This window comes from Bartonella sp. CM86QHHN (genome assembly GCF_042194695.1).
Classification (GTDB): Bacteria; Pseudomonadota; Alphaproteobacteria; order Rhizobiales; family Rhizobiaceae; genus Bartonella.
Genome location: NZ_JBHIND010000007.1, coordinates 1 through 11,824, shown reverse-complemented (window position 1 = coordinate 11,824; position 11,824 = coordinate 1). Strand labels below are relative to the sequence as shown.

Here is an 11,824-nt window from a genome sequence, read left to right as displayed (position 1 = left end):
GGTATAGAATCTTATAACCATAATCTATACCTCTTTTGTTAAGTTGATTAGATACAATCCTAATATGCGTTATTCTAAAAAGAAGAAACTTACACTTTTAAATACTCTACTTGAATTGCTTTAAGACTTTTAAGAAATCCCATCTTAAAGTGAATACGCTTCTTTTACATTGCCTTTAAAAGATTATACCGTAATCTAAAATGATAGCTTTATTGTTATCAGAAGCTTTATTTAAAGAGGGTTATGTATATTCACTTTTCTTATAGGTTTCGAAGGTATAAAAACCGTCAAAACCCCTTCAAAACGTATATTATTAGTTGAATTTATAGGTTGTGTTATCAATAGAGGTTGTTTTTTAAGATCTGTAAAATATTAACACATTGAAAAATAACGTTTTTACTTTTTATCGTTTTTTTATCTAAAAGAGGCAACCGTCAAAACTCATAACCATAATGGTCTTGATAGCATTTCTTATGATTATAATCCCTTTCTTTTGAAAGGCTTTAAAAGATCACATACTCTCATAAGACATGTTTTAATCATTCACTAAATGATCACTTTTGTCGATTCAATGTACTGACACAAACTGACAAATATATATTTACAGTTGTATTTATTTGTTATGGCTGTTTTAATAAGTTGTATTTTGAAAAATTCATAAAACTTAACTTATTGAAATATAATGATTTTAATTTTTTATCATTTAAAAAAAATGATATAGGTTCTAAAAAGAACTGACAAGACTGACAAAAGTTTATTAAAAGGGATTTTGCTCATCTCTATAATGATCAGTTTCTATTGAGATGTTTTCATAAGTGTTTTCATAACGGTCTATAAATCACAATTATCATATATCCTATTTATCATTTCTCTTATGAACATGAAAAATGATGCCATGGCTATAAAGCATATAACAGCTATAGAAAATGCGTAAAAACAGCAGCTTCAAATAACTAAACTGTAAATGAACGCATTGATTATAAAGAGAGCACCTATAAGAGGCTATTAAATTTTAAATGTATTATAAACAAAATTCACAAAAAAATTTAAATTCATTTAGTAAAAAAACTGATAGGTTATAAAGATAAAAATACGCATTATGAGAGCCTTTTTAAATATTATAGATGTATAGATTCAAAACATAACGCAATCGTTTCATAAAGCCCATAATATAGCTTTAAACGCATATAAATATAAAAGAAGCAATTCATAATCATAAGATATTATCAATACACAACGTATTTAAAAAATACAAAAAAATATCAAAAAAAGATAAAATATTATTTGACAATAAATACGTATTTTGTTATATGAGGACGATACGCTAATTTTTGTATTGTTATCCCCATTTCTTCTAAAAAAGCTACTTTTAGAACTTCACTAGAATGGGCGGGGTTATGCGTCATTTGTTTTCATTCCTTTCATCAATGGTAATCTTGATAATCAACAAGCTCCACATCTGTTCCGATAAAGCGAAAAATAACACGCCAATTTCCATTCATCTTAAAAAGTATATTACTCTTTATGCGCATTGGGAACGGCTTTTCTAGATCCTAGTAAGCTGAATATATAGCCTTGTCCGATTAGAACTCCAAAAATCGTAACAAAAACGCCTATGATTTGCATGATTTGAGGGATGAAGCCGAACAGGATTTGCACCAATAAGGCTGAAATAGGTACAAAATTGAAAAATATCGCCGTCTTACCCGGACCTCGGATCGCTATTCCAATATTCCAAAATAGGTAGGCTAAAACTGATCCTGCACCCCCCATCCAAAGGAGTGCGAATAAACTAGCACCGGACATAGACATCGTTTCTTGAAGAGGGGATTCGAATAAAAAGGTTAGGACGCCAAGGGCGACGGTGCCAGAGAGCATCGTCCAGCTTGTTGTTTCAAGCGGGGTTGCGTTCTTGACAAATGACCGCGTGCCCACGGTATAGAACGCCCAACCAATGGAACCTAAAAGAATCATAATATCTCCTTTGGCAAAGGAAACATGGTTAGACAAAAATCTCCCATTTGTTATGACTAAATAGACCCCGAACATGCTAATGAGCATCCCTATAACCCTCTCACAGGTTGGGAAAGATTTATTCATGATAGCTTCAATAATATTAGCACTAATAGGGGTTGTCGCCATGATGAGGGAGGCTGTTATGGGATTTGACGTTTGCAAGCCAACAAATAAAGCGCCATTAAACCCTGCCACACCGATAATCCCTAGGAAAATATAAGAAATAAAATTTTGCGATAAAACATGCCACCGCAAGCCTTCTTTGAAAATCATAATTAAAAATATGGCGATTACGGCAATGAGAAACCGCTCAAAAGAAGCTGTCCATGGAGAAACAGTCGTTAAAGCTATCTTAGTGGCTTGGAAATTGGAACCCCAAAAAAAGGTTCCTACGAGGGTTAAGACAAGAGCTATTCTGGGCGTGATTTTCATTGGATAGATCCTTATACTTGATACCAAAGTGGAGCATCGAGACGTATAGAAGAAATTTGTGCGGTATTAGATGAGGAAAGAATAAAGTTGACCGCGGAAGCAATGTCATCTGGGTGAAGCATTTTGGCAAGATTCTCTGGAGGTATCTCTGGGAATCCTTTAAAATTTCGACGAAAATCCGTATTAACTTTATCAACTTGGATTGAACAAACACGAATATTTTGTGGCATTCCCCATAAGCGCAACCCACCAGTATAGCCCTCTACAGCAAATTTAGAAGAAGAATATGAAATTAAAGAAGGATTGTATTCTACACCCCATATGGATGAAATATTTATAATATCGGCGCGAATTTCCTTTTTTAGATAGGGTAAAGTAGCAGCTGTTATATAGAACATTCCTTTAATATTCACATCAAATGTTTCAGCACATTCTTGAGCATCAATTGTTTCTGGATCGCCACTATAACAAATGCCTGCTACATTAACTAAGACATCAAGACCACCAAATTCTGAGATAACCTTATGGACAGAAGAGTCAATGGCTTCTTTATCGCGGATATCAACAATCAATTTACATAAGCTTGCCGTATCGATGGAGGTTGGTAGTTCTATGTCAATGATGTCTGCACTTGCTACCTTATGACCATTTTTCAATAAGTTTAGAACAATTGCTTTACCGATGCCGCGAGCGCCTCCTGTGACTAAAATACGTTTCTGTTGTTGTGAGTAAATTCCGGTCGTGTTTTTTATCATTTCGTTTAGCATTTTCTATACCTGAAGTTGTAATCATTAATATTCAGCTAGTTTATTTTTAGCCATGCATTATGTATTACTGTATTATGTTTAATGTATTGAGTATTATTAAATTGTTTAAATAATAAGATAGCCTTAAAGTTTATTGTGATTAGGTTGAATAACTAAAGAACTGATATTTCATGTAAAGACGTCTCATTAAAAGGAAATACCTTTTTAGAGGAGAATGCTAGAGTTTGTGATTCTTTAGGTAGATTTAAACAGCGCCAACCATGCTTGTGAGCATACGCCTCAAGCAAAGGATCGCCAATAACAGCGACAGGATGACCTACAAGCTTCAGCATATGCTCATCGGAAATATCATCACCGTAGGCCCAGCAGTTCTTAAGGTCACCACCATGTTTTTCAATAAAATCCTGAATCGCAAGCGCTTTTCCAACGCCGATCGTTTGCGGAGGGACGAAACGGCCATTATATTTTTGCCCATCATGCAATAGTTTTGTGGCCAAGATGTAAGGTACACCTAGATGTTCTGCAATGGGGGCTAGAATTTCTATAAAAGAGCCGGATACTAAGACCGGCTCAATTTTTTGGCTATGATGGGATTTTAGTTCTGTTACTACTTCTTGGATTAAGAAAGTAGGATTAATCAACGCGCGCTTTGCCCAAGTTTCTGCACATCTTGTTACTTCTGCTACAGCACGTCCGGCAAAAAATTCATAAAAGCGACGGTTTATTACGCTGCGCGGACTCTGGTTATCATGGTGTGCACGTAAAATAGCAGTAGTATCTGCATATTCCTCTTGGTGAGCGTTGGTTGAAAAACCTAGCCAAGATTTATACCAGAAATCGTGGAAAGCGAGCATACTCTTGCTCCGAATAAGGGTGCCATCTACATCGAAGAATGCATACGCAAGGCTCATTATTAATTTCTCCCTTCAAAAAAAATTAAATACTTTATAATGTTGTTTGTTCTTTATAAGCATGGATATGATTTATTCGTAATATTAATCCTTTGTTGTGAATTCCCAGAAACCTGTTTTTTTGAGCTTTAGCTGCGCGTGGACATCCCCTCCTAAGCCATACCATCCGATCGCACCGCCTCGATTCATTTGATAACTCATCCAAAGCAAGACGATATTTACTATTCGATTAGCAGAGGGATCGTTCACAGATGGAAACGGATTGGGTAATATTGCTTGATAAAAGGCATGCCCATCAGCATCTGCCAGTAGTATATTGGGAAGACCAAGTGGGCCGGGTCGTGTAGGTGCATGGGGATTCAGATCATGTTGCCGTAGTGCCATAATTGTGTAAAGACTGTTAGGAATTAACCCCAAAAATTCAAAACGAAAATGTCCTGTTCGTTGGTCGTTAGGGACGGAAACTTCCATGGATCCTTTCGCTTTACACCATTGTTCAAGGGTTATCGGCGCAGTAATCTTTCTACCATCTTGGTTTCGAGCGTCTGGTATTGGTACTTCATGGAAGCCATAGCTTGGCAGATAAATATTTTTCGCATTGGGGCATTGCGCTGGTGCAAATATTACTGGATAATTATTGCATGGTAATGGTAAGGGCAGAGTATGTAATACAAGAGAGGCATCACTACTAGAAAGAGGATCTGAAAGTTCTTTTATGATATCGTAGGGAGCATTCTTGCCGAATTCAGGAGTTACAGTAGAGGTTGATACCAAAGCTCTTCCCCACTCTGAGGTAAGTTCTCCATGGGAATTCATGCGATTGATTTGTCCAATAACAATAAAATTTCCCTTTTCATCCATTACTTCGCTCGGGGGATAAGTCGGTCCTTGTGTAGTCAAACTTAGTTCGTACATTATTGTTTTCATAGATAATGCCTCTACGCAAGATAAACATTTTCAAGGTTCTCAGCTTTCCGCGAGATAGAGTCCCTACCTGTTTGCTTGTTAAGAAATTTAATCGCTTGTTTGTGTTCATTCTTCTTTAGTTTTTCTGCATGATAAGCAGTAAACTGAAAGGAAAGAGTAGCGGCGCTCGTGTCGCCTTGGTTAACTGATATAGTTATATCGAAGTGAAGGCGAGATAATCTGGATATATCGCTAGAGTTAATTCGATAGTTAAAAACAACGTCAAGAGGGAATACAAACCCTGTAAAATTGGCAGCCAGGCTATTTAACACGAAGTAATACGGCTCCGTCCAGTTATCTCCGATAAAATATTCCTCAGTAACTGCTAAAAACATTTGACGAGCTGCTTCAATCAACACCATACCTTGTATATGTTGTCCAGTTTGATGATCATTCATTAGTTCTGACCGTTCATCCAATATTAAGTGAGATTCAAAATTATGCTCATCTAAACGTTTCGGGTGAGAGATAATCGCATTTCTGATGTAGTGCTTATGACTTTGCAGGCGGCTAACGCGAAGTGGACGCTGTAGTAGAGGAGAAATATCAATCCCGTGGGCTGCGAGTGGATATAGTCCTTGGTCATAAAGAGCTTGAGCTTGAACTTCTGTTAACCCTTGACCGCTAACAAGTTGACTATTACTAGGTAAATTGGCAAAGGAATTTGTACGTATTATCTCTAAAATTTCCCCAAAAGTCTTAACGTTTTCATGTATACTAAATTCATGAAATTTATTGCCAACTATAAAAATTTTCTTATTAGATGTATTTTTCATTGTGCTCCCTGCCTCAAAATTATAACTAATTTTAACTCTCTTTTTATATCTCTTTGATTTATTTGAAATAAAAACATACTCTTCATAAAATTATTATATGGCTTTAAAAATCGGTAACTACGTTATTGATCAAATATAAGCAAAAATTTACCAAAATAATTACATTACTTAAAACATACATGGCTTTTCGGTAATATTATAGAAGAGTAAGCGCTCATTTTTAGCAATCACTACCCTCCACTCAAACCAAAAGCTGCAGCTTAGTTTTACAGCTGTCGCCGTAGTTCGTTGTTAATTAATAAAGCGTTTGTAAATTTTTGTATAAAGTCCACCTTCTCCACCCGTGATAAAATTGTCTCCGGCCTTTTTAATTATCTCTTGATAGCGCGGAGAAGAAAAAAGGCTCTTATAGATCTCAGGATCAACAGAAAAACCGGAGAGAAACATAACACCCGGCTCTGTACTAATGATGGAATGATAAGCAATAAACTCTTCAACCTCAGATGCCTTGCGTACTACGTCAAAAATGGTTTTGTCTCGCCATTGGCGGTAGGAGGTAAAACGGCTTGGAGGAACCTCAATATGACGCAGCTGCAGATACGGTGTGCTAGGCAAAGACTGCTTGAGCACTTTTACCGATTCAACATAGGTCAAAAGTTGACGACGAAAGTCGTTCACAAGATCTTCTCCCAATAATTTTAATTCAAGCTCCCATATCCCCGGCAAGCTCTCAATCTGTTTTAATGAGGGCAAGGCTCTCAACTGCAGAACAGTCCTATTATCAAGAGATACAAACACCGTAGCCTGCTGCTCAGATTTTTCTGCTGTGATCTGCCTCCATTTCTTAGCTACTGTAAGAGTTTGGTTTTCTTTAGGATATATTTCTGTAATTAAAAGATACGGTGTAGACATTAAATTCTCCTTGAAATTAAGAAAAAAATTAAATTCGTAAGTATCACGCTTTTGATAATAATGATGTTGCTGGCAAATAAATTTCTCTATGTCTCCTTGCGTGAGACAAAAACTTCTTTAGCAATTTCAACGACATTAATCGCTGCAGGAAAGCCTGCATAAGGAGCAATGTGAATTGCTAATTCAATCACCTGTTCGGGCGTGCCACCTACATTAAGCAGACCCTGTATATGCAGCTTCAGCTGTGGAATCGCAGTTCCTAACGTTCCTAACGCTGCCACCGTTATAATTTCCCGTTCAAAGAAGTTGAGGATAGGCCGTGTGTAGATATCACCAAACCCAAACTCAACAACAAAACGAGCTAAGTCTGGAGCAATGCTACCCAGTGTCTTAATAATCATTTGTCCATCGGGGCCATCAATATGTTCTAGTGCCTTCAGTCCAGATTCGTAGCGATCCTCGCATACTAATGGCGAGCCGCAACTAGATATGAAGTCTAGTTGCTTTTCATCAAAGACCTCTTTTGCAGCAAAAACACTATTTAAGGCTGCTGGAAACCCTGCATAAAGTGCCAACTGTATCATTACTTCAATCAGCTCAGCAGGACTACACCCAATATTAAGAGCACTGGTAAGGTGGAATTTGAGTTGCCGTCTTGCATTACCGAGAGTTGCAAAGATGGCAACGGTGGCAAGCTGCCGAATACGGCTTGTTAAGTGAGGTCGCTCATAAATTTCTCCATACACAAAAGAGATGATGAATTTTGCGAGATCAGGGGCAACATCGGCCATTTCTTCAAGAATTGAAGGAGTCTCGACCAATTCCATAGAGCGTAAACGCTCCACGCCCAATTCATAAGCATTTTTCTTATAATTTACAAATGTTTGTTCTTGCATGTAATGGCCCCCTCCCCACGGAGCCTTAGTTGGATAAGGCTTTTACTTTCCTTAAAGACTAAACCTTCAATTAAAATGCAATACCTTATCTCCTCTTGCGGATTTGCATTGCATGAATCATTATCGTGCTTTAATATCCTAGTCAATCATTTTTGTAAATTTATTTTATATTATTTTTCATTTTTTACATTATAGGCAATCCTTATGAAGCTATAGCAGATAGTAAGGGATTTTTCTATGGCATTAATATTACGTTGATGCAGCAGGCACGTGTAGCCTTTCCAGACGTTGTACTTAAGACTGAGCTAAAATTAGCAAATTAAACCCTTCTTATTCGTATTTGCGCAAGAGAACTGAGGTGTAACTTGTTGAGCGTAGAAACACCATGCATGATTATGTGCGCATTGAGCTATAGGACTTAGTTGTATTTAGTATTTGCGGCTTGAATTTACCGAGGAAAGTGCGAAGCGTTAAATTTATAACAGATGCTACTGACTTACCTCTAATCTAGTAAAGTTCTATCATGACAAAGCCATTTGTTGGGGTGTACGGAAGAGCTTTGTTTTTAACTCAAGTTAGAGGTATGTAATAGCAGATGAGTGCAGTACTCCTTTGCTGCAAAGTCCTCCAATCGGTTTAGCTAAAAATATTATGCCGCAATTAGGTGCCCAATATAGCTTGATCATGTCTATAAATTTTGGTTTAATACCTTTAGCACTGGAGAACTTTAGTAAAATTAATGCTGTGTGCCTCTATCAAGTTGTAAAATATATTATGCTTTAAGATCTCGGTAAAAATTTTCATGAGAGCCAAGTGCTAACAAGGTCAAAGTAATCGTGTGATCTTCATAGCTGTAAGCAAGCAGCGTCAATTGCTTGGCCATTTTAAATTTATAGACAAAAACACCAGAAAGATCACCTGTTTTGGCTTGACCAATGTTGGGCGTTTTCATAATGACGCGAACAGCTTGGTCTAGATCTTGTTTTTGGTTGGCATGCAGTTTTTTGACAGTTTTTTTAAATGAATTGGTTTGTAAAACTTGCATAGATTCAGCCAAATTCGAATGCTGTTACATCGCCATCTGCATTTTCTTGTTGTCCAAGTAAGATTGCTTGAATAAATTGAAAAGAGAGATCTGGATTTTCTTCGGCTATTTTGCCCATACGCGACCAATATTCAATTTGCTTAGGAACCGAGCGGCTATAAACAGACGCGTAACGCTTAGCCTCATTAATGAGATCATCAGACAGTTTAACAGTTGTAGCCATGACTATACTCCTACCTTACAATAAGGTGGTAATATAGTTCAAAAGGTGTTAAAAAGCAACCTTTGAAACACAATAACCTTAGCAGATCTCTAACACAATTCCTTCTCTCACAGCCATCTTTCTTAATATCTGAAAGAAGAGAAAATAAAAGATAAATTTAGAACTAAATGATCGAGAATAAGCTCTAAAAAGGTTCGGGATAGGCAGAAAATAAGTTAAAAGAATCAACGGAATCAAAATTCCCGAACTTCTATATAATCTATTCTTTTAGAGAGATCATACAAGCGCTCATTAGAATTGGCTTGCTTGGAAAACAAGCTTATGATCATNTCTCAACTTTCCGCCGTCATGTAACCAATGGCTCTTTACCAAAACCTTTAAAATTTGGTTTTTTATCGCGTTGGTTACAATCGGATCTTTTGAATGTCATCGAACAAGCAAAACAGCAACGTCAAAGTGACGCGGCATAAAAAAACCTTGTCACGTAAGGACGGACAAGGCTTTCTCAAACTCATCAATCTAAAGATAGCACAATCCGTCCTATGACGCAACGTTATAGGATTAAAAATGATGTGTTCTTTTAAGAATGCGCAAGGTATCACACGTGCCTTGCGCGGGGTTTGGCATGGGCGTTATGGAACAGCCTGTTGCCCTGCTCATGATGATAGGCTGCCTAGCTTATCCCTTGCCAATGGACATGATGGGCGTCTTTTACTCTATTGTTATGCTGGCTGCTCTTTTAGAGAGATCATACAAGCGCTTATTAGAATTGGCTTGCTTGGAAAACAAGCCTTTTTTGATAAAGCTTATGATCAGACGCTTTCTTTCTCCAAACAGTTTTGTGCTGATCTCAAACGAGCAAAACAGAAAGCAGAGAGAGCAAAAGCAATTTGGCAACAAAGCCAACCAATCAAAAATACTTTAGCAGAAACCTATTTACGTATGCGGGGTATTACATGTGATTTGCCTGCTGATTTACGTTTTCATAGCAAATGTCCACACCCCTCTGGGGGTACATTGCCCGCGTTGGTTGCTCTTGTTAAGGGGGCTGGTTCCTTTGCCATTCATAGAACCTTTTTAAAAGACAATGGCTGCAAAACAGATCAGAAACCAGCAAAAGCCATGTTGGGATCTGTAACAGGTGGTGGGGTGCATTTAAGCCAAGCCAATCCAAAACATCTGGTCATTTGTGAAGGCATTGAAACCGGTCTGGCTCTTTTGTCTGGGTTGTTATCAGAGCCCGTTAATTTATGGGCTTCTCTTTCAACCAGTGGCATGATGCGTGTGAATTTACCCCCTACAAAAGGACGTCTGACAATTGCAATGGACGGCGATGATGCGGGTCGTAAAGCAGGTTTTACCCTAGCTGCACGTGCTTATAGCCAAGGCTTTGAGGTCTTTATGATGCAAGCTCCAAAAGGAACTGATTTTAATAACGTATTACTTTCTTAAAAGAGGGAAACTATGAAAGATAGTAATTTACAAAACAATAATGAAAATACTCCCGTCAATGATAACGATAATGTCTCTTTAAACGAAAATACTTGTTTAAAAGCCATTTCTTATGAACAAGCCTTGCAACAAAATGGTTGGGGGCAATTACAACCGATTGCTACGGCTCTCTTACCCGTCGAGCCTTTTAAAATATTCCTGCTTCCAACACCATTAATAAACTATGTTTATGACGTTGCTGATATTCAACAATCTTCTATCGATTTTGTTGCTGTTTCTGCTTTATGTGGATTGTCTGCTGTCATTGGAAATGGCGTGCGGGTTTCTCCAAAACAACATGCCAATTGGAAAATTGTTCCTAATCTCTGGGGTGCCATTGTGGGGGAACCTTCAACTATGAAAACAGATACCATGGAAGCTGCTTTAGCACCTCTTGATGTTTTTCAAGAGGAATGGCATCAAGAATGGTTAAAGAAGAAAAAACAGCAAGAAACAAAAGATATTCTTATTGAATTAGACAAAAGAGAAAAGAAAAAACAAGCCTACAAAGCACTCAAAGATCAAGACGAGGAACAAGCCCTTGCTCTTCTTTCTCAATCTCTTGAACATAAAGAAAGTGAGGAAGATGACACGCTTAATAAACGACGTCTTATTGTCAACGATGTGACCGTCGAAAAGCTTGGGGAATTGTTAAAAGAAAACCCCCGTGGTCTCTTGTTGGTTCGTGATGAATTATCTGGTTTTTTATCCGATTTGGAACGGAAGGAATATCAATCAGACCGTTCTTTTTATCTAACAGCTTTTAATGGCAAAAAATCATACACCTATGACCGTATAGGACGTGGAACCATTTTTATTCCCAATGCAACCATTTCCATTATTGGGGGCATTCAACCTTCACGGATTATTCCCATTATTCAAGCAATGCACCATGGAACAAATAATGACGGCTTATTGCAACGATTTCAAATGCTGGTGTGGCCCGATGAACGAAAAGAGCGGTTATGGGTTGATAGACCTCCCAATCAAAAGGCATGGGAAAGTTATCAAGGAATTTTTCGTTCTCTTTATGATAAACCATTAGGATCACCAAAACACCCTATTACCATACGCTTTTCTGCTGAAGCTCAAGAAATGTTTCGTGTATGGTGGGAAAATTTTCAAAGAACAATCAAAGGAGGTCATTTCTCATCAAGTTTACAAGCGCATCTTTTGAAAATGAATAAAACCATACCAACCCTTGCATTGATTTTTGAATTGAGTGAAGGGGGGCGTTTTGAAATCAATAGAGATGCCCTTGAGAGAGCCTTATATTGGGAAGAATATCTGATAAGTCATGCAAAACGTCTTTATGCGGCGAATGATACATTAACAGCAGAGCGTGCAAAATTAATTGTAGAGCGCTGTGATCTTTTACCCAATGTTTTT

Annotated in this window: 13 protein-coding genes and 1 pseudogene; 3 read left to right on the top strand and 11 right to left on the bottom strand. The window is 37.6% G+C overall.

Features of this window, described 5'->3' with window-relative positions:
• Positions 1-1,280: 1,280 nt before the first annotated feature.
• From ACFIKX_RS00710 to ACFIKX_RS00660, 11 genes and pseudogenes are all read right to left on the bottom strand, one after another.
• The gene (locus tag ACFIKX_RS00710; protein ID WP_281433075.1) at positions 1,281-1,406 is read right to left on the bottom strand and encodes a hypothetical protein; all 126 of its coding nucleotides are present in this window, start codon (positions 1,404-1,406) and stop codon (positions 1,281-1,283) included.
• An 18-nt stretch (positions 1,407-1,424) separates the two neighbouring features.
• A pseudogene (locus ACFIKX_RS00705) lies at positions 1,425-1,502 on the bottom strand (Killer protein); the annotation flags it as partial.
• A 13-nt stretch (positions 1,503-1,515) separates the two neighbouring features.
• Positions 1,516-2,448: a DMT family transporter gene (locus ACFIKX_RS00700; RefSeq protein WP_375624018.1), complete on the bottom strand. Its 933-nt coding sequence runs from the start codon at positions 2,446-2,448 to the stop codon at positions 1,516-1,518.
• A gap of 11 nt (positions 2,449-2,459) precedes the next feature.
• Positions 2,460-3,215 carry an SDR family oxidoreductase gene (locus ACFIKX_RS00695; protein WP_375613840.1) on the bottom strand — a complete coding sequence of 252 codons (756 nt, stop codon included), beginning with the start codon at positions 3,213-3,215 and terminating at the stop codon, positions 2,460-2,462.
• A 152-nt stretch (positions 3,216-3,367) separates the two neighbouring features.
• Positions 3,368-4,126 carry an HAD family phosphatase gene (locus ACFIKX_RS00690; protein ID WP_254492176.1) on the bottom strand — a complete coding sequence of 253 codons (759 nt, stop codon included), beginning with the start codon at positions 4,124-4,126 and terminating at the stop codon, positions 3,368-3,370.
• Positions 4,127-4,210: 84 nt separating this feature from the next.
• Entirely contained in the window at positions 4,211-5,053 is an 843-nt protein-coding gene (locus tag ACFIKX_RS00685; RefSeq protein ID WP_273758244.1) for a hypothetical protein, read from the bottom strand.
• Positions 5,054-5,064: 11 nt separating this feature from the next.
• Positions 5,065-5,868: an AfsA-related hotdog domain-containing protein gene (locus ACFIKX_RS00680; protein ID WP_375628395.1), complete on the bottom strand. Its 804-nt coding sequence runs from the start codon at positions 5,866-5,868 to the stop codon at positions 5,065-5,067.
• Positions 5,869-6,159: 291 nt separating this feature from the next.
• Positions 6,160-6,780 (bottom strand): hypothetical protein, encoded by a 621-nt coding sequence (locus ACFIKX_RS00675; protein ID WP_273758245.1) that lies wholly within the window; start codon positions 6,778-6,780, stop codon positions 6,160-6,162.
• Between the two features lie 86 nt (positions 6,781-6,866).
• Positions 6,867-7,676, bottom strand: a complete 810-nt coding sequence (locus ACFIKX_RS00670; RefSeq protein ID WP_375628393.1) for a carboxymuconolactone decarboxylase family protein — start codon at positions 7,674-7,676, stop codon at positions 6,867-6,869.
• Between the two features lie 772 nt (positions 7,677-8,448).
• The gene (locus tag ACFIKX_RS00665) at positions 8,449-8,733 is read right to left on the bottom strand and encodes a type II toxin-antitoxin system RelE/ParE family toxin (RefSeq protein WP_375628392.1); all 285 of its coding nucleotides are present in this window, start codon (positions 8,731-8,733) and stop codon (positions 8,449-8,451) included.
• The gene (locus tag ACFIKX_RS00660; RefSeq protein ID WP_005773872.1) at positions 8,726-8,944 is read right to left on the bottom strand and encodes a TA system antitoxin ParD family protein; all 219 of its coding nucleotides are present in this window, start codon (positions 8,942-8,944) and stop codon (positions 8,726-8,728) included. Before ACFIKX_RS00660 ends, ACFIKX_RS00665 begins: the two co-directional genes overlap by 8 nt.
• A 302-nt stretch (positions 8,945-9,246) precedes the next feature.
• Here ACFIKX_RS00660 and ACFIKX_RS00655 point away from each other — a divergent pair, with 302 nt between their 5' ends.
• The 3 genes from ACFIKX_RS00655 to ACFIKX_RS00645 form a co-directional block, all read left to right on the top strand.
• Positions 9,247-9,414, top strand: a complete 168-nt coding sequence (locus ACFIKX_RS00655; RefSeq protein WP_375628390.1) for a helix-turn-helix transcriptional regulator — start codon at positions 9,247-9,249, stop codon at positions 9,412-9,414.
• A gap of 97 nt (positions 9,415-9,511) precedes the next feature.
• Positions 9,512-10,396 carry a toprim domain-containing protein gene (locus ACFIKX_RS00650; RefSeq protein WP_375628389.1) on the top strand — a complete coding sequence of 295 codons (885 nt, stop codon included), beginning with the start codon at positions 9,512-9,514 and terminating at the stop codon, positions 10,394-10,396.
• Between the two features lie 12 nt (positions 10,397-10,408).
• Positions 10,409-11,824 (top strand): YfjI family protein (locus tag ACFIKX_RS00645; protein ID WP_375628387.1); only part of this gene is annotated, 1,416 nt, incomplete at its 3' end.

Excerpts from the sequence above, each read along its gene's own strand:
- ACFIKX_RS00700 (WP_375624018.1), bottom strand. The coding sequence starts at position 2,448 with ATGAAAATCACGCCCAGAATAGCTCTTGTCTTAACCCTCGTAGGAACC.
- ACFIKX_RS00710 (WP_281433075.1), bottom strand. The coding sequence starts at position 1,406 with ATGACGCATAACCCCGCCCATTCTAGTGAAGTTCTAAAAGTAGCTTTT.
- ACFIKX_RS00690 (WP_254492176.1), bottom strand. The coding sequence starts at position 4,126 with ATGAGCCTTGCGTATGCATTCTTCGATGTAGATGGCACCCTTATTCGG.
- ACFIKX_RS00650 (WP_375628389.1), top strand. The coding sequence starts at position 9,512 with ATGATGTGTTCTTTTAAGAATGCGCAAGGTATCACACGTGCCTTGCGC.
- ACFIKX_RS00675 (WP_273758245.1), bottom strand. The coding sequence starts at position 6,780 with ATGTCTACACCGTATCTTTTAATTACAGAAATATATCCTAAAGAAAAC.
- ACFIKX_RS00660 (WP_005773872.1), bottom strand. The coding sequence starts at position 8,944 with ATGGCTACAACTGTTAAACTGTCTGATGATCTCATTAATGAGGCTAAG.
- ACFIKX_RS00695 (WP_375613840.1), bottom strand. The coding sequence starts at position 3,215 with ATGCTAAACGAAATGATAAAAAACACGACCGGAATTTACTCACAACAA.
- ACFIKX_RS00685 (WP_273758244.1), bottom strand. The coding sequence starts at position 5,053 with ATGAAAACAATAATGTACGAACTAAGTTTGACTACACAAGGACCGACT.
- ACFIKX_RS00670 (WP_375628393.1), bottom strand. The coding sequence starts at position 7,676 with ATGCAAGAACAAACATTTGTAAATTATAAGAAAAATGCTTATGAATTG.
- ACFIKX_RS00680 (WP_375628395.1), bottom strand. The coding sequence starts at position 5,868 with ATGAAAAATACATCTAATAAGAAAATTTTTATAGTTGGCAATAAATTT.